General features: G+C 65.6%; 23 protein-coding genes. 16 read left to right on the forward strand and 7 right to left on the reverse strand.

Features of this window, described 5'->3' with window-relative positions; genetic code table 11:
* Positions 1-149 precede the first annotated feature (149 nt).
* From AABA84_RS14305 to AABA84_RS14320, 4 genes are all read left to right on the forward strand, one after another.
* The gene (locus tag AABA84_RS14305; RefSeq protein WP_338312345.1) at positions 150-1124 is read left to right on the forward strand and encodes an SH3 domain-containing protein; all 975 of its coding nucleotides are present in this window, start codon (positions 150-152) and stop codon (positions 1122-1124) included.
* 162 nt (positions 1125-1286) lie between these two features.
* Positions 1287-1565: a hypothetical protein gene (locus AABA84_RS14310; protein ID WP_038946607.1), complete on the forward strand. Its 279-nt coding sequence runs from the start codon at positions 1287-1289 to the stop codon at positions 1563-1565.
* A 259-nt stretch (positions 1566-1824) separates the two neighbouring features.
* Positions 1825-2031: a hypothetical protein gene (locus tag AABA84_RS14315; RefSeq protein WP_028144895.1), complete on the forward strand. Its 207-nt coding sequence runs from the start codon at positions 1825-1827 to the stop codon at positions 2029-2031.
* A gap of 72 nt (positions 2032-2103) precedes the next feature.
* A complete protein-coding gene (locus AABA84_RS14320) occupies positions 2104-2424 on the forward strand; it encodes a hypothetical protein (RefSeq protein WP_338312346.1) in 321 nt (106 codons plus the stop codon).
* A 12-nt stretch (positions 2425-2436) separates the two neighbouring features.
* Here the strand turns inward: AABA84_RS14320 and AABA84_RS14325 are convergent, their stop codons facing one another.
* The 3 genes from AABA84_RS14325 to AABA84_RS14335 form a co-directional block, all read right to left on the reverse strand.
* Positions 2437-3006, reverse strand: a complete 570-nt coding sequence (locus AABA84_RS14325) for a TetR family transcriptional regulator (RefSeq protein WP_338312347.1) — start codon at positions 3004-3006, stop codon at positions 2437-2439.
* Entirely contained in the window at positions 3006-3350 is a 345-nt protein-coding gene (locus AABA84_RS14330; protein WP_338312348.1) for a DMT family transporter, read from the reverse strand. The genes AABA84_RS14325 and AABA84_RS14330 overlap by 1 nt, the downstream gene beginning before the upstream one ends.
* A gap of 186 nt (positions 3351-3536) precedes the next feature.
* Complete coding sequence (locus AABA84_RS14335; protein WP_338312349.1) at positions 3537-4202, reverse strand: O-methyltransferase; 666 nt, start codon at positions 4200-4202, stop codon at positions 3537-3539.
* 99 nt (positions 4203-4301) lie between these two features.
* Between AABA84_RS14335 and AABA84_RS14340 the strand changes: the two genes are divergently transcribed.
* Positions 4302-4934 carry a TetR family transcriptional regulator gene (locus tag AABA84_RS14340; protein WP_338312350.1) on the forward strand — a complete coding sequence of 211 codons (633 nt, stop codon included), beginning with the start codon at positions 4302-4304 and terminating at the stop codon, positions 4932-4934.
* 79 nt (positions 4935-5013) lie between these two features.
* The gene (gene pdxY / locus AABA84_RS14345; RefSeq protein ID WP_338312351.1) at positions 5014-5832 is read left to right on the forward strand and encodes a pyridoxal kinase; all 819 of its coding nucleotides are present in this window, start codon (positions 5014-5016) and stop codon (positions 5830-5832) included.
* Positions 5833-5837: 5 nt separating this feature from the next.
* Here the strand turns inward: pdxY and AABA84_RS14350 are convergent, their stop codons facing one another.
* Entirely contained in the window at positions 5838-7142 is a 1305-nt protein-coding gene (locus AABA84_RS14350) for a hypothetical protein (RefSeq protein ID WP_338312352.1), read from the reverse strand.
* Positions 7143-7469: 327 nt separating this feature from the next.
* Between AABA84_RS14350 and AABA84_RS14355 the strand changes: the two genes are divergently transcribed.
* From AABA84_RS14355 to AABA84_RS14370, 4 genes are all read left to right on the forward strand, one after another.
* A complete protein-coding gene (locus tag AABA84_RS14355; protein WP_208024939.1) occupies positions 7470-7634 on the forward strand; it encodes a Flp family type IVb pilin in 165 nt (54 codons plus the stop codon).
* 115 nt (positions 7635-7749) lie between these two features.
* The gene (locus AABA84_RS14360) at positions 7750-7953 is read left to right on the forward strand and encodes a hypothetical protein (RefSeq protein ID WP_212244499.1); all 204 of its coding nucleotides are present in this window, start codon (positions 7750-7752) and stop codon (positions 7951-7953) included.
* Between the two features lie 172 nt (positions 7954-8125).
* Positions 8126-8374 (forward strand): hypothetical protein, encoded by a 249-nt coding sequence (locus AABA84_RS14365; protein ID WP_338312353.1) that lies wholly within the window; start codon positions 8126-8128, stop codon positions 8372-8374.
* Positions 8375-8718: 344 nt separating this feature from the next.
* A complete protein-coding gene (locus tag AABA84_RS14370) occupies positions 8719-8865 on the forward strand; it encodes a hypothetical protein (RefSeq protein ID WP_162832230.1) in 147 nt (48 codons plus the stop codon).
* Between the two features lie 18 nt (positions 8866-8883).
* On the opposite strand, the gene AABA84_RS14375 is transcribed toward AABA84_RS14370, so the two are convergent.
* Positions 8884-9444, reverse strand: coding sequence for a bifunctional transcriptional activator/DNA repair enzyme AdaA (locus AABA84_RS14375; RefSeq protein WP_338312354.1), 561 nt, complete (start codon positions 9442-9444; stop codon positions 8884-8886).
* Positions 9445-9568: 124 nt separating this feature from the next.
* On the opposite strand from AABA84_RS14375, the gene AABA84_RS14380 reads away from it, so the two are divergent.
* Both AABA84_RS14380 and AABA84_RS14385 read left to right on the forward strand, forming a co-directional pair.
* Positions 9569-9985, forward strand: coding sequence for a nuclear transport factor 2 family protein (locus AABA84_RS14380; protein ID WP_338312355.1), 417 nt, complete (start codon positions 9569-9571; stop codon positions 9983-9985).
* Between the two features lie 86 nt (positions 9986-10071).
* Positions 10072-10992 carry a DMT family transporter gene (locus AABA84_RS14385; protein WP_338306794.1) on the forward strand — a complete coding sequence of 307 codons (921 nt, stop codon included), beginning with the start codon at positions 10072-10074 and terminating at the stop codon, positions 10990-10992.
* A gap of 7 nt (positions 10993-10999) precedes the next feature.
* On the opposite strand, the gene AABA84_RS14390 is transcribed toward AABA84_RS14385, so the two are convergent.
* Both AABA84_RS14390 and AABA84_RS14395 read right to left on the reverse strand, forming a co-directional pair.
* On the reverse strand, positions 11000-11350 hold the full coding sequence (locus AABA84_RS14390; RefSeq protein WP_018322971.1) for a zinc ribbon domain-containing protein YjdM: 351 nt from the start codon (positions 11348-11350) through the stop codon (positions 11000-11002).
* Positions 11351-11476: 126 nt separating this feature from the next.
* The gene (locus tag AABA84_RS14395; protein WP_018644642.1) at positions 11477-11650 is read right to left on the reverse strand and encodes a hypothetical protein; all 174 of its coding nucleotides are present in this window, start codon (positions 11648-11650) and stop codon (positions 11477-11479) included.
* Positions 11651-11959: 309 nt separating this feature from the next.
* Here AABA84_RS14395 and AABA84_RS14400 point away from each other — a divergent pair, with 309 nt between their 5' ends.
* From AABA84_RS14400 to AABA84_RS14415, 4 genes are all read left to right on the forward strand, one after another.
* Complete coding sequence (locus AABA84_RS14400) at positions 11960-12319, forward strand: c-type cytochrome (RefSeq protein WP_212244478.1); 360 nt, start codon at positions 11960-11962, stop codon at positions 12317-12319.
* 304 nt (positions 12320-12623) lie between these two features.
* Positions 12624-13028: a VOC family protein gene (locus tag AABA84_RS14405; RefSeq protein WP_338312356.1), complete on the forward strand. Its 405-nt coding sequence runs from the start codon at positions 12624-12626 to the stop codon at positions 13026-13028.
* 38 nt (positions 13029-13066) lie between these two features.
* A complete protein-coding gene (locus tag AABA84_RS14410; RefSeq protein ID WP_338312357.1) occupies positions 13067-13732 on the forward strand; it encodes a cell envelope biogenesis protein TolA in 666 nt (221 codons plus the stop codon).
* A 233-nt stretch (positions 13733-13965) separates the two neighbouring features.
* Positions 13966-14502: a helix-turn-helix domain-containing protein gene (locus AABA84_RS14415; RefSeq protein ID WP_338312358.1), complete on the forward strand. Its 537-nt coding sequence runs from the start codon at positions 13966-13968 to the stop codon at positions 14500-14502.
* Positions 14503-14680: the final 178 nt, after the last annotated feature.

The following is a 14680-nucleotide window of genomic DNA, read 5'->3' on the forward strand; positions in this document are numbered from 1 at the left end:
GCAAGCGCCGGCTCGCGCGTTGCCGATGAACGGCGGATGAATATTGAACCGCGCGCGGCGCGCGTTTCAGTCTTTCGATGGATGGGCGCGCCATACGCGGAACGCCTGTCCTGCCAGCGCGTTCCGACTCGGAAGAGGAGGAACACACCATGACATTCAAGAGCGTTCTGGTTGCTGCATTGCTGCTCGCGCCAACAGCCGCATTGGCCGCGCCGGGCATCGTCACCGTCTCGACCGGCCTGCGCGCTGGGCCCGGCTCGGGCTTTCCCCTGGTCGATCGTGTCCCCGAGGGCGCCCGCGTCAACATCCATGGTTGCCTGCGTGGCAACGCCTGGTGCGACGTCAGCTTCTCCGATGATCGCGGCTGGGTGTCGTCGCAATATCTCGAATATCTCTATCGCAATCATTACGTCTATCTCCCCGACTATGTCGACGAGATCGACGTGCCCGTCGTTCCCTTCGTGCTGACCTCGTATTGGTCGAATTACTATGGAGGACGTCCCTGGTATCGACGTCATGCCTATTGGAATAATTACTGGACCTCGCATCAGAGCGTTGCGACGCGGATGACGATCGATCCGCGTGCCGCCCGCATCGGCCGCGCGGCAACCCGCGACGCGGCGATCGCATTGGGGCGCGACGGTGTGCGTGCCAGGGGCGGCGCGGCAGTCTCCGGTCGTGATGCCACGACGGCTCGGCATGATGCCGCTGTCGCCAGGCGCGACGCGACGGCTACGCCCGACCGGGCCCGCGTTGGACGAAGCGAGCGCATCGCGCATGAGCGGACCAATGTGCAGACCCGCAATCCGCGCGATGCACAAGCACGCATGATGCACGAGCGGGCTGCGACCGGCGCTCCGGTGCGTGCGCAGCCGATGGCCCGCGCGCATGAAGCGCCGCGTGTATCGGCCGCGGCTTCAGCGCGTCCCGCGATGCCGCATGTCGCCCAGCCAAATGTGAACCATGGTTCGCCGATGAATGCCCGCGCGCAGATGCCGGCGCCGCGCGCGGCCGCGCCTGCAATGCCGCACGGCGGCGGGGGCGGTGCTCCGCACATCAATGCCGCCCCGCGTGGCGGCGGCGCCCCGGCGGGCGGCCCCGGTGGCGGACATCAGAAGCACTAGCATTGCAAAGCAAAAGCCCGGCCCTGGTGCCGGGCTTTTTCTTCGCTGTGTCGAGGCCTTTACAATTTAAGATAGTTCTTCTTGTGCAGATTTCATCGATCGTAACATGTCAACCCAAAGCTGTAAGCATCCACTCGGGGCAGCGGGGCACGGGAGGATGACATGAGACAGAGCCAGGCGGAGACGCGCCGCCAGAATGTCGCGAAGCGTTCGATGACGAAGGAGGCCAAGCAGCTGACCGGCTTGATTGCCGGACTGCGCGAATCCCTCGAAGGGATCCACAAGGAACGAACGAGCGCCAAGCTCACCGGCGCCGAGATGGGCATGCTCGACGAGCGCCGCAACAACCTGCTGCTCACCATTGCAGCCCTCGACGACCGCCTCTCTGCGGTGCAAGGGCTGATTGATCTCGGCCGACCCCACATCATCCGCGTGCACTAGCGGGCTCGGACACGGGACGATGGTTCCATTGCTGATGTGACGGGCCGCCCCCCGGCGGCCGATCCGGCACGACATGGTCCAGCAGGGCTTGTAGACGGCTCCGTCGTCGCAGGGGGAACCTGCGACGGGTTGGAATTGCATTCCTGTGGGGCACGGCTCGACGCCGGTTGCCGATCATCGGCGCCATGCCAGCGGATGGCACCAAATTGCCACGCTCCCGGCGAATTGCCGCCAAAGCCCGCTGCCACGAGGAGGCCGGGTGCAGGGCGACGCAAGGGGATGCGAATTGGCCTACAAGATGATCGCAGAACGCGACAACGAGAAGTACAGTTTCGCCCGGGAGAGCCGGCTGCTCATCGTGGCGAAGGCGAAGGTGTGGGCGAGCGAGGGGTGGCGGGTCGTCATCACCGACCAGGACGGCAAGGCCTACGCACCGCCCGAGTTCGATCAGCTGTCGGCGGCGTGACCGAAGGGCGGGCGAGGGGACGGCATTTTGACATCGCTGTTTCGACCGGGGCGCGATCGGATCGTGCCCGTGATGACTGTTGCAGCCGCCGCCGTTCTGACGGCGACGGTTGCCACCGCGCAAAATCTCGATGCCGGCAAGCCGCCCGCCAAACTGTTCGCTGACGGCTGCGCGACCTGCCATCGCAGTCCGCGCGGCCTTGCCAAGGGTCGCTTCAGCCTGACGCTGTCCTGGTTCCTGAAGGACCATTACGCGACCAGTTCGGACTCGGCCAAGGCGCTCGCGGCGTATCTGGAGTCGGTCGACGAGCCGCCGGCGCGCGCTGTGGCCAAGCCCGGCAAGAAGCCCGCCCGATCCGCATCGCGTCCACCCAAGCCGGTGCAGAGCCAGTAGGCGTGCGGGCTGCTATCTGCGTCGATAGGTCTGCGCGATCAGCAGTGCGTGCACCGCGCGTAGCTCGGCGCTCATCCGCGTCTGTCCCGTCGTGACGTAAGAGAGCCAGGCGCCATCAGCGGCCAGGCGCACCATTTGCAGTTCGGGCGTGCCGTCGGTTGCGCGATGGCGCTTTAGCCGCGCCTTGATCCAGTCGTTCCAGAGCCGCCGGAGCGGCGGATCGGTGACGACGACCATGCTCAGCGCCGCCCAGGGCGTTGCGAATCCCAGGGTCTTGCCGGTGAACACCGCATTCACATAGGCCCGCGTGAAGCTGCCGATTGGTTTCGGATCGGCTTCGATCGTGGCGTCGATCTCGGCATCGACACGCGCGAGGAGATCGGCAAACAGGCCCTCGATCAGTGCCTGCTTGCTGCCAAAGTGGTGAAACAGCCCGCCCTTGGTGACGCCGGCCGCGACTGCGACCGCCTGCACCGTGACGCCGGCGACGCCGTGGTCCATGGCGATCGCCGCGGCACAGTCGAGCAGGGCGCGCCGGACCTGCTCCGGCTGTTTGGCGCGGGTGTAGCGGCTTTCCGCCATCAATGCACGCTGGCCTGCGAGAACAGGTTGATGACCACGACCCCGGATACGATCAATGCGATGCCGACGAAGGCCGCGGCGTCCGGCATCTGGCGGAACAGCACGAAGGAGACGGTGGCGGTCAGGATGATGCCGACCCCGCCCCAGATCGCATAGGCGATGCTCAAGGGGATGACGCGGATCGCCACCGACAGCGCATAGAACGAGGCGACGTAGAACAGCACCATGGCCAGCGTCGGCCACGGCCGGGTGAATTGCGCGGATTGCTGCAGGAAGGCGGACGCCGTGACCTCGAGAACGATGGCGAGGGCGAGCGCTGCGTAGGCATTGAAGGCGGAGGTCATGGTCAGCTCCGGCGCGGGGAACAGGAAGATACCGCGTGGTAGGTATGTTTAGCACGCCCTGGCCCTGCTTTGGCCAGGACGGGGTATCACGTGTGAGTGACGAGGCTGCGACACCCGTGACAGCATGAAGCCGCCGCGTGGTGAAGAGCGCGGCGGCTCCAGAATTTCGTGGCGTTTCGACCTGTGTCAGCTGATCCGCACGGAGAGCTCGACGTCTTCGGCGAACGGCGCGGACATGTAGCCGCTGTCGGGCGCGCGTACGCGCGCCAGATAGTCCGGGCTGTCGTCGGCATTGTCGGCGACGATGATCGCACCCGGTCCGAGATGGCCTTCCAGCAGATCAAGGATCTCCGGATAGAGCGCCTTGGCGCCGTCGAGCAGCACGAGATCGATCGTAGCAGGCAGATCGGCGCTGAGCGTCTTCAGCGCGTCGCCTTCACGGATTTCGACGAGGTCGATCAAGCCGCCCGCGATGAGGTTTTCCCGCGCCCGCGCCGCCTTGGACGGCTCGAATTCGCTGGTGATGAGGTGGCCGCCGCCATTGTCGCGCAGACCTGCGGCAAGGTGCAGCGTCGAGATGCCGAACGACGTGCCGAACTCGACGATCACCCTGGCGCGGGAACTGCGTGCCAGCATGTAGAGCAGGTGGCCCGTTTCGGGCGAGACCGCGAGCGGTGCGTCCTTCAAGCGTCCGTAGAGGTCGCGATAGTCGGTCTTGCTGCGCATCAAGCGCGTCCGATCTGCGTCGGACAGATCCGCGACGGCGGCGCGTGTTGGGCCGTTTGCTGCCTCAGCCTCGTCGAACAGGCGGTCCAGCAGCGGCGCAAGCGATGTGATGGTCGGGGTGCTCATTCGAGGCCTCCAGAGTTGGCGAAGAAACGCGTGCTTGCGCGTGCCGATTGAAATACGACTAATTCGTCGCATTTCCTATTCGCATTGCCCGAGCGAGCCATGGCCGACCGTCGAAGCCGTTCAATTTCTTCACGAAAACAGCCGCAACAGGCCCGCTCCAGCGAGCTTGTCGCGGCCATTCTCGATGCCGCTGTTCAGGTCCTGGCGAAGGAGGGCGCGCAACGTTTCACCACGGCGCGGGTGGCGGAGCGGGCCGGGGTGAGCGTCGGTTCGCTCTATCAATACTTTCCGAACAAGGCCGCGATCCTGTTTCGTCTCCAGAGCGACGAGTGGCGGCGCACCAGTGACCTCTTGCGCGGTCTCCTCGAGGACCGGGCGAAGCCGCCGCCGGTGCGGCTGCGCGCGCTGGTCCATGCCTTCATTCTGTCTGAGTGCGAGGAGGCCGCGATCCGCGGCGCGCTCAGCGATGCGGCGCCGCTCTATCGCGACGCGCCCGAGGCGCAGGACGCGCGAGCCGCCGGCGAGGGGATCATCGCGGCGTTCATGCGGGAAGCGCTGCCCAGAGCATCGGAGGCGACCCGTGCGCTTGCCGGCGAGCTCATCAAGACGACGCTGAGCGAAGTCGGCAAGCGGTTTTCAGAAACGCCGCGCAGCGAGGCCGAGATCGCGCGTCATGCCGATGGGCTGGCCGACATGTTCTGCGCTTACCTCGGTGAGCTGGCAGGACGTTGAAGTGCGGGCGGCGCGTGCTCTCGGGGCCGAGACGGGCTACTCTTGCCTCGCCTGATGTTTCTCCTTTCGGACCTCTTTCATGCTCGTCATCTCCATTCAAAGCCAGGTGGTTCACGGCCATGTCGGCAACAGCGCGGCCGCCTATGCCATTCAGGCGGAGGGCGTGAACGTGGCGGCGGTGCCGACGACGCTGCTGTCCAACCATCCGCGCTATCCGAGCCTGCGCGGGCGGGTGCTGGAGACCGAGCTCGTTGCCGATCTTCTCAAGGGCGTCGAGGAGCGCGGTCTGGTCGATGAGGCCGCCGTGCTCGTGACCGGTTATCTCGGCTCGCCGGGCAACGCCGCCGTCATCGCTGATTTCGTCGAGCGGGCGCTCACGCGGAAATCCAAGCTTGTCTATCTCTGCGATCCCGTGATCGGCGACGACGGCCGGGTCTATGTCGCCGACGGCATTTTGGACGTGGTGCGGCACCGGCTGCTGCCGGCAGCGAACCTCACCACGCCGAACCAGTTCGAGCTCGAGCTGCTTTCAGGTCTCACGATCGCGGATGCGCAGGACCTGCGTGCGGGGTGTGCGGCGCTGGCGGGGACCGGCCGCATCGAAATCGTCGCCACCGGCTGCACGCTCACCGATACGCCGGTGGGGCAGGTGGAGACGATCCTCTGCGCCGGCGGGCAATTGTCGCGCTTTGCGACGCCGCGCCTGCCGATCCGCCCCTACGGCACCGGCGATCTCCTCACCGGCCTGATCGCGGCACATCTGGCCAAGGGCGAGGCGATCGAGACCGCGGTACGGCTTGCGGTCGAGACCATCTTTGCGGTGCTGGTGCGCACGCAGGATGCCGGCACGGCCGAGATGCGGCTCGTGCCGCTGCCGATGCCGGGGCGCGCGCCGTAACGGCCTCAGGTTGCGCGCTTGCCGGTCGATTGCGCTGATTTCTGTGGCTTGGCCGGGCTCTTCTGCTCGCGCGCGGCTTGTGCCTTTTGGGCCTTTGGCGACCTGTCGCTCGCGACAGCCCGCGTCTTCTTCGGTTTGACGTGGGCGGCTTCCTTGTGGTCGGCCGTGCCGCGGCGCGAGATGTATTCCGCACCGTCCACCGGGCCGACATGCGGCGGATCGCGGCCGAGATAGGGCCGGCCGATGCCGTACGTTTTGCCGTTGGCGTCGACCCACTTCCACAGGATTTCCGTCGAGACCCAGCGCTGCGCGCGGTTATTGCCCTGCGTGCTGACAATGTCCGCCGCCATGCCATGGCCGTAGCCGCCGCGCGTGCTGCCGCCGTGATAGGAGCGGTCGGAGGCGGCCTTCAGGCCGCTTGCGATCGACTGGCGATAATCGTCACGGAACGCGCTGGTGATGCCGGGCGAGAGGCCGGCGGCTTCCGCGGCAAGCAGCGTGCGGAACAGCTTCCGCTTGAAGCTCTTGTCCATGCCGCCGATGACGTAGTCCATCATCGACATGCCGGCGTGCTCGGCCGCTTTCGGATCCTTCCAGCCGAAATCCTCGTCGACCAGCTTCGTGAAGCTGCGCATCACCGTGACGGTCTTGCCCTTGCGCTTGACGGTGACCGCGCGGCGCTCCTGGACTTTGATCGAGTCCTCTTTTGCGGTGCGCTGATAGAGCGCCCAGAGATAGCGGTCGATGCAGGCATCCATGACGAAGCATTCGTCGAGCACGGCGACGGTGTCGGCGGGCGGTGATGCCTTGCTCACAGGCGTGACGGGACCGCTCGCGATCGCCGCGGGGGACAGGGCGTCCGTCGTCACGATCTCGGTGGGATCGGCAGATGCGAGCTTGACGGGCGCTGGCGCTGCAACTGGGGCGGCCTCGCCCACGACGGGCTCTGGTTCAGGCGAGATCTGCGGCGCAGGCGGCGTCTCCGTCGGCAGGATCAGCGCCGGATCGGCCGAGGCGAGCTTGATGGCGGGAGGCTCGGGCACCGCTTCGGTGATCGTCGGCGCCGGTGCCGCAGCGACGGCAGCCGCTATGTCGGCCGTCAAGGCAATGCCGTCCTCGATCGTCACAGCGTGCGGGACGTCGGCGAGGTCGAGCCGGCTGAGATCTTTCGCGCGCGACACGGCAGCCGCATTGGCGCCGCTGTTCTCGATGAGGGCAGGGGCATAGGCGGAGAGGGAAAGCGCCAGCCAACCGGCAAGAACGGCCGAGGGGCACGCGACCGCCACCAGAAGAGACCGCCGATCGTTCATGATCCCTGCCTCCAAACGGTTCTGTTCGGACACGCTCTGTCGGAACAGTCATGATGCAAAAACAGTCTTGCACGGAAAGGCACGCAGCGCCTCGATTGTTCGGAGGACCGTGTGGCGACGCAATGGCCTAAATCGGTGAAATCGGGCTTTTCGCAGGGGTGTTGCCAAGCTGCAACGCGGGTTCCACTGCGGTTTTCAAGGGAATCCCCCAGCAAACGGGCATTGTCGTCAACTTGAAGCGATCGGGTTTACTCAATCTTGGATTGTGGTCGTGCATTTCTCGCTTGCCGGCCGTTCCGGCAAAGTGGGAAGGACACGATTGTGAAGTTGAAATGCAAATGGGCTGAATTCGTCGCCGATGAATCCGGCGCCACCGCGATCGAATACGGCCTGATCGCAGCCGGCATCGCGCTCGCGATCATCGAGATCATTTATGCGCTCGGCACCAATCTCGTCGCAAAGCTGCAATCGCTGGCGACTGCGTTGAAATAGGGCGTCGCGCCACGGCATCGATGAGGGAGCGTGGGGCGGGCATCACCCTTTTGACGCAGGGGGCTTGCCCGACGGGTTGAGGCAACTTTGTTGCGGCTGGCGCGTTTGGTCGGCCATGACGCATTCCTCGCTTCGTCCCATGGACGCCTTCGATCCCACCGAGCCCGCCATCCTGCACGATCGCCTCACGGACACGATCATCACCTGGACCGCTGATCAGGCCGACGATTACCGGCAGGCCAGCCGCTTGGGCGACGACGGAACTGTGGCCTGGAAGGCCTATCTCTTCGATGGCTGGGGCAATGTGCTCGGTGGTTGAGCACCGTCCATAAAACCGTCATGTCGCGGCCGGCCGTGATTCGGCCAACGCCTTGTACGTATTAAACATATCGCCATGCACCGCACGCGCTGTTGCAATGCAACAAAGCATGTCGCAATGCAGCAAAACGCGCCTAAATATGCTCCGACTCTTCCACTCAGGAGCATCACCAATGAACAAGAAGACTCTGTCGATCGCCGCCGCCATCCTGACGATCGCGGGCAGCACCGCGGCTTTCGCCGCCGAGCTGCCGACTTACGAGACCAATGGATTTCCGGTCTCGCCCTTGCAGGTTCGCGTCCTCGGCGCCGCGCATGTCGAGCAGCAGACTGCTGCGCCGACCACGCTCGCCTCGGTCCATCAGGCGAAGGTGCTCAGCCCTCGCAAGGTGAAGACCGCGACCGTCGGCGTGGCGCGCTAAGCTGACATCGTGAACGGCAGGTGGGTTCCGCGGAGAGGCGGGATCCACTGCCTCACGCGCGATATCGAAATCGATGCGGCTTACGCACCGCGCGTGCAGGAATCGTTGGAACTGCCTTGTGCGCGATCTCGCGCCGGCGCACATCGTGCAATGCATCGGCACGATGAATTGACACCGATGCGCTGATTGAGAATCCGGCCGCGAACAACTTCGCGTGAATGTGCCGGTTATGTATGCCCGTTCATCACGGGCGTGATCCTTTTAACAGTTGCTTTGCACGTCGCGTTGCTTGATGCGGCCGCCGCATTGTTGCGGCCAATTTTGAAGTCATAATGGAGGCCATTATGCCCGTTGCGCAGAAAGTCGTTGCCGCCACCACTTCGCCGCGTGCGTTCATTCTCAAGCAGACAGCTTTGTTCGCCGCCGCCGCTTTGTTCGTGTTCGTGCTGAGCCTGACCTACGGCCTGGATCTCAGCCCCGGATTTTTCTGAGCGACTTCCAGCGGCGCGCTAAGCCCTCCGCGCGCGCAGGCTTGACGGCGAGCGGCCGTAGAGTTCGGCGAAGGCGGCGTTGAATCTGCGCAGGCTGCCGAAGCCGGCCTGGAATGCGATATCGGTCATGCTGTCATCGCCGGCATCGAGCAGGCGCTTGGCGCGCTGGACGCGCAGCGTCCTTGCGAGCTGCTGGGGCGTGGCGCCGACGTGGCGCTCGAACAGGCGCGCCGGATGACGCGAGGAGATGCCGAGCCGCATCGCCAGATCAACCACCGAGCCTTCGTCGAGCGCGCCGTCATCGATCAGCTTCATGGCCCGCGCCACCGTCGAGCGCGTGCCGTTCCAGGCCGGGCAGAACGGCGCGGTCTCGGGGCGGCAGCGCAGGCAGGGCCGGAAGCCGGCGGCCTCGGCCGCCGCCGCCGTCGGATAATAGGCGACGTTGCGCGTCAGCGGCTGCTTGGCCGGACAGACCGGGCGGCAATAGATGCCCGTGGTCTTCACCGCCGTGAAGAATCGGCCGTCATAACAGGGATCGCGGCGCAGGCGCGCGGCGTTGCAGACATCGAAGCTCAGCATGGCCGATCATAACGCATGACGGCAGCGGCGGAAGGGCTGCGGGATGACCGAGTCCGATTGCGGCGAGCCGCAAGGCGCATCGCGACCTAGAAGGCGACCCTCAAAGACAACGAGGGAGCGCATCATGTCCAGCCCGAAAGAGATCGTCCTGAACGCGTGGAAGACCTTTTCGTCGCGCGATGCCGAACGCATCGCCGCATTGTTCACCGACGATGCCGAATGGATCGCGCCGAAGGGCAATGCCACGGCCGTCGCGCTCGATCACACCGACCACATGGCCGGACCGCACCAGATCGCGCGCTTCATCGCGCAAGAGATGCACAAGATGTTCTCGAACATCGATATCGCGTTCCGCGGCGTGTACGCCGACGGCGATGTCGTGATCGTGGAGGAGCGGATGCGCGCGACGCTGCCCGGCGGCAAGCCGTACGAGAACGATTATTGCTTCGTGTTCACGGTGGCGGGCGACCGGATCAGGCAGGTGCGGGAATACATGGATACGCGCAAGGGATGGCGGATGGTCTTCGAGCAGGAGGCGTGATGCGTGGGCCCACAATCACCGCCGCGTGCCAGCCCTGCAGCCGCGTGGGTTGAGGCGGTATACGCGCTGACATAAGGCTTGAACCCATGGATCAGCGGACGAGCGGCGCCGGCGCTCTATCTCAGAACAACGATGCGGCGCCGGCCCTGCTCGGCGTGGTCTGCGGCCTTGCCGCGGCGCTGTTCTGGGCGTTCGGCTTTGCCGCCACGCGGCATGGCCTCAAGGTCGGCTTCACGCCGGTCGATCTGCTAGTGCATCGCTATGTCTGGTCGGGGATCGCGTTCCTGCCGCTGGTGTTCCGCGCCGGCATCTCCGATCTCTGCGGCATCGGCTGGAGCAGGGGCGTTGTGCTGATGGTGCTCGGCGGCCCCGTGATGTCGCTGATCTCCTACACCGGCTTCCTGTTCGTGCCGCTCGGCCATGGCAGCGTGATCCAGCCTTCCTGCGCGACGCTCGGCGGCCTGCTGCTCGCGGCGGTCGTGCTGAAGGAGCACATCTCCGCCTCGCGCCTTGCCGGCGCGGTCGTCATCGTCGGCGGCCTCGGCGTGATCGGCGCCGAATCGATCGGCCATATCGGGGCCGACGGCGTGCTCGGCGATTTGATCTTCGTGCTCACCGGATTGATGTTCGCCGGCTTCGGCGCAGCCCTGCGCCACTGGCGCGTCTCCGCCGTGTCGGCCGCGCTCGTCATCAACGTGCTGTCGCTGCTGCTGCTGCCGGTCTACATCGCAACCGTCGGCCTCGCCCATGTTGCGGCGATCGGCGTGACCGAGAACGCGATCCAGGCGCTGGCGCAGGGCGTGCTCGCCGGCCCCGCCGCGCTCTATCTCTACGCCGTCTCGGTCCAGCGCCTCGGCGTTGCCCGCGCTGCGGTGTTTCCGGCCTGCGTGCCGGCGCTGACGCTGCTCACCGGCTGGCTGCTGCTCGGCGAGCCGCCGACGATGCTGCAGGCCGCGGGGCTGGTGACGGTGCTGTGCGGGTTCTATCTGGCACAGCGGCAAAGGTAAGCGCGAGCTATGCCTTCTTCACGAACTCCGACTTCAGGTTCATCGCGCCGATGCCGTCGATCTTGCAGGCGATGTTGTGGCCGTCGCTGGCGTCCTGGAGGCGGATGTTGCGCACCTTGGTGCCGCCCTTCACCACCGAGGAGGAGCCTTTGATCTTGAGGTCCTTGATCACGATGACGCTGTCGCCGTCGGCGAGCACATTGCCGTTGGCATCGCGCACGCCCGCGTCCTGCGCGGTGTCCGCCGCCGCCTCCGCCGCACCGCTCCATTCATGGCCGCATTCCGGGCAGACCCAGAGATCGCGGTCCTGATAGGCGTGCTCGGAGCTGCAGGCAGGGCATTTCATCGTGTCGGTCATGGCAAGTCTCGTCTAACCCTTCTCTGGTCTCACGCTTCGTTCGCGGCGCGACCCTAGGGGCAGGATCGAGGAAAGCAAGGGAAAGCTGCCGCCTGCCTGCAACCGCGATCGCCTGCCGGTGCGATATCACCGAAACAGCGCGACAAAGATCACGTATAACCAGCCCAGGATGCCGTGGATGATCGCCCACAGAATCGAATGGTTGTTGGTGTAGGAGATCGCGATGGCGAGCGCCGAGCCGAAGCCGACGCCGTATTTCGCGCCCTCGACGCGGACGCCGTAATAGCGATTGCCGTTCATGGTGGTGCCTCCGTGAGTCGTTGACGGGCGCGAGCCTACGCGGTTGCCGCGATCCCTGCGACCGGCTTGATCCATGAGGCAATGTCGCCCTCGCGAGTTGAGCTGCATCAACGGCGATGCGCTCGGCTGACGCCGACCGTCATCTCGTTGCTCGACTACTCCAAGGGTTTTGGCCACACCGAACTCGTGACGTGCTGAGGTTGCGCGCGGGGCTGCGATGCGAGGGCGCAATCCGTTGACGCAGATCAACCCGGTGTGCCGGCCAGGCGTCAAGCTGGCTGAACTGCCGCGCCATCGCGAGGGATTGTCATGTCGCACAGCGCTCGAATCTACATCGGCCTCGCCGTCCTGATCGCGTTGTCGGTGCTGTTTCTGTTCAGCGTCGTCCACACCGCCGCGGGGGCGCCGAGGTCGGGTCCGCGCGCGGTCGACGAAGGGCATCGTCTGGCAGAGGCATGGTGCCAGACCTGTCACGCCGTCGAGCCGCACATGGCCGGCTTCTTCGACGAGGCCCCGAGCTTCCAGGCCATCGCCGACAGGAGCGGCACCACCGCGCTGTCGCTCAAGGTGTTTTGGCGGACCAGCCACCAGAACATGCCGAACCTCGTGATCGCGCCGGAGCAGGCGGATGCGCTTTCGGCCTATATCCTCAGCCTGAGAGGCAAGTGAGGCCGCCGGAAGCGATTTTGCGAAAACAACCCCATGCACAGTAGACATGGCTTTGATAATTCTCGTGTTTTCGGTAACGCCGAATAATGACTTGAGACGTCGGGCAAAACACGGGCATGATGGCATGCTCGACCGCGAGGAGTTCGTGCGGAGGGCGTAGCCCGGATGGAGCCAACGGGTCGGCGCGAAGCGCGGCCCGATGACAGGCTCCGCGAAATCCGGGTCCGAGCGTGCGGCAACATCCCGGATTGCGCTGCGCTCCATCCGGGCTACGCTCGCTGCGCAACCGCGCAACGAGTCCGCCATGACCTTCCTCCTCAACATCGATGTCCCCGACGTCGCGCAGGCCACGAGCTTCTACACCGCCGCCTTCGGCCTCAGCGTCGGCCGCCGCTTCGGCGCCGACTTCGTCGAGCTGCTCGGCTGGCCCGCGCCGGTCTATCTCCTGACCAAGCAGGCCGGCACGTTAGGTGCCGGCGGCGACCGCCGCCGCTACCAGCGGCACTGGACGCCGGTGCATATCGACGTCGTCGTTGACGATGTCGACGCCGCCGTCACGCGTGCGCTCAGTGCCGGCGCGATCCTGGAGGCGCCCGCGCGCGATGCGCCGTATGGGCGGATCGCGATGCTGGCCGATCCGTTTGGGAACGGGTTCTGTCTGCTGGCGTTCAGCGAGAAGGGGTATGATGCGCTGGCTGGAAGTTCGTAGTTCGTAGCCCGGATTAGCGAAACCACAATCGGGACGACATGCCGGCAAAACCGAAACGAAAGCTGAAGACCTACCAGACCTCGCTCGGCTTCTACGACCAGGCCATCGCGGCACCCTCGATGAAGGCGGCACTGGAGGCCTGGGGCGCCAGCTCCAACCTGTTCCATCAGGGCGCGGCGAAGGAGACTGACGATTCCGATATCGTCGCGGCGACCATGGCGAGGCCCGGTGTCGTGCTCAGGCGCCCGGTCGGCTCGGACGGCCCATTCACGGAGAGTGCCGCCCTGCCGACGGATCTCGCCGAGGGCGAAGCGAGACCCAGAAGCAAGAGCAAGACAAAGACCAGGCTCAAGAGCAGGCCGGGATCGACGAAGCGTCCCGCCAGGACGGTGCGGACAGCATCCCCTGAGATCGACGATCAAGCGGCGCGCAAGGCCGCGGCGGCGTTCGCGAAGGAGGAGAAGCGCCGGGAGGCCGAGCGCCGCAAGGAGGAGGCCGCCCGCACCAAGGCGCGCGCCCGCCGCGACAAGGCGGTCGCCATCGCCGAGGCGGCGCTGGACAGAGCGAGGCGGGAGCACGACGCGCGGGCAGAGCAGATCGACGCCGAGCGGGCCGCGCTCGACGAACGCGCCGAGGCCGAGCAGTCCCGTTGGGACAAGCAAAGAAAGACGCTGGAGCACGCCCTGCGCCGCGCGCGTGCGTGATCGGCTATTCGTGCGTCGCGGACACCTTTCCCGGATGACGCTTGCGCGCCGTCCGGGCTACGCGAACGCCGCCGAGAGCGGCCGCCCGGGAGCAATTCCTTTACCATGGCATCCGGTCACGACTGAACCGCTGGAAGCTTAGGAGTTACGGAGAAATTCCGCGGTATCTTCGCCCCGATTTCGGATGCGTCGGATACGCCATGCGACGCCGCCGCAAGTTTTCGGGAGCTGTCATGAGCGATCATCGCGCCGCAGTCAGGCATCACACGTTGCGGACCGGCATCGTCGAGTTCGACAACGGCACCGGCAGCATCGTCAGCGTGCCCTGCACGATCCGCGATGTCTCCGGCACCGGCGCGCGCGTGGCGCTCAACAGCTCGGCATGGGTCCCGGAGCAGTTTTCGCTGATCTTCTCGAGCGGTCTGCGCAAGGTCTGCCGGCTCGCCTGGCGCAAGGAGAGGCTGATCGGCGGCGCGTTCATCGAGGGCTATGCAAGCCCGGACGAGCAGGCGGCCATGATGACCGCGGACGAGCAGGCCCGGCACCGGCTCGGCATCGGCGCGCGCGTCAAGGCCGCACGCGAGACCCGCGGCTACACCGAAGCCCAGCTCGCCGAGCGCATCGGTGTCGCGCCGGCCTTCGTGGCGGCGGCCGAGCAGGGTGAGGTGGATATTCCGGTGTACCAGTTGATGCACGTGGCCGATTTGCTGATGGTCAGTCTCGAGGGGCTCGTTGCCGGGCCGGCGCCGGACGAGGTTGACGCGGGGTAGGGCTTCGTAGCGGCATCGGTCGTCCTCTGGGCTACGCTCGCCGTTCTATCCCCGTCATTGCGAGCGAAGCGAAGCAATCCAGAATCCCTCCGCGGAAACATTTCTGGATTGCTTCGTCGCATCAGCGCAAAATTGCTACGCAATTTTGTCGCGAGCTCCTCGCAATGACGGCGGAGAG

This window comes from Bradyrhizobium sp. TM239 (assembly GCF_036247985.1).
In the GTDB taxonomy this organism is placed as follows: Bacteria; Pseudomonadota; Alphaproteobacteria; order Rhizobiales; family Xanthobacteraceae; genus Bradyrhizobium; species Bradyrhizobium ottawaense.

Coding starts and splice junctions, on each gene's coding strand:
- AABA84_RS14305 (WP_338312345.1), top strand. CDS start 150: ATGACATTCAAGAGCGTTCTGGTTGCTGCATTGCTGCTCGCGCCAACA.
- AABA84_RS14310 (WP_038946607.1), top strand. CDS start 1,287: ATGAGACAGAGCCAGGCGGAGACGCGCCGCCAGAATGTCGCGAAGCGT.
- AABA84_RS14320 (WP_338312346.1), top strand. CDS start 2,104: ATGACTGTTGCAGCCGCCGCCGTTCTGACGGCGACGGTTGCCACCGCG.
- AABA84_RS14325 (WP_338312347.1), bottom strand. CDS start 3,006: ATGGCGGAAAGCCGCTACACCCGCGCCAAACAGCCGGAGCAGGTCCGG.
- AABA84_RS14330 (WP_338312348.1), bottom strand. CDS start 3,350: ATGACCTCCGCCTTCAATGCCTACGCAGCGCTCGCCCTCGCCATCGTT.
- AABA84_RS14335 (WP_338312349.1), bottom strand. CDS start 4,202: ATGAGCACCCCGACCATCACATCGCTTGCGCCGCTGCTGGACCGCCTG.
- AABA84_RS14340 (WP_338312350.1), top strand. CDS start 4,302: ATGGCCGACCGTCGAAGCCGTTCAATTTCTTCACGAAAACAGCCGCAA.
- pdxY (WP_338312351.1), top strand. CDS start 5,014: ATGCTCGTCATCTCCATTCAAAGCCAGGTGGTTCACGGCCATGTCGGC.
- AABA84_RS14350 (WP_338312352.1), bottom strand. CDS start 7,142: ATGAACGATCGGCGGTCTCTTCTGGTGGCGGTCGCGTGCCCCTCGGCC.
- AABA84_RS14360 (WP_212244499.1), top strand. CDS start 7,750: ATGACGCATTCCTCGCTTCGTCCCATGGACGCCTTCGATCCCACCGAG.
- AABA84_RS14365 (WP_338312353.1), top strand. CDS start 8,126: ATGAACAAGAAGACTCTGTCGATCGCCGCCGCCATCCTGACGATCGCG.
- AABA84_RS14370 (WP_162832230.1), top strand. CDS start 8,719: ATGCCCGTTGCGCAGAAAGTCGTTGCCGCCACCACTTCGCCGCGTGCG.
- AABA84_RS14375 (WP_338312354.1), bottom strand. CDS start 9,444: ATGCTGAGCTTCGATGTCTGCAACGCCGCGCGCCTGCGCCGCGATCCC.
- AABA84_RS14380 (WP_338312355.1), top strand. CDS start 9,569: ATGTCCAGCCCGAAAGAGATCGTCCTGAACGCGTGGAAGACCTTTTCG.
- AABA84_RS14385 (WP_338306794.1), top strand. CDS start 10,072: ATGGATCAGCGGACGAGCGGCGCCGGCGCTCTATCTCAGAACAACGAT.
- AABA84_RS14390 (WP_018322971.1), bottom strand. CDS start 11,350: ATGACCGACACGATGAAATGCCCTGCCTGCAGCTCCGAGCACGCCTAT.
- AABA84_RS14395 (WP_018644642.1), bottom strand. CDS start 11,650: ATGAACGGCAATCGCTATTACGGCGTCCGCGTCGAGGGCGCGAAATAC.
- AABA84_RS14400 (WP_212244478.1), top strand. CDS start 11,960: ATGTCGCACAGCGCTCGAATCTACATCGGCCTCGCCGTCCTGATCGCG.
- AABA84_RS14405 (WP_338312356.1), top strand. CDS start 12,624: ATGACCTTCCTCCTCAACATCGATGTCCCCGACGTCGCGCAGGCCACG.
- AABA84_RS14410 (WP_338312357.1), top strand. CDS start 13,067: ATGCCGGCAAAACCGAAACGAAAGCTGAAGACCTACCAGACCTCGCTC.
- AABA84_RS14415 (WP_338312358.1), top strand. CDS start 13,966: ATGAGCGATCATCGCGCCGCAGTCAGGCATCACACGTTGCGGACCGGC.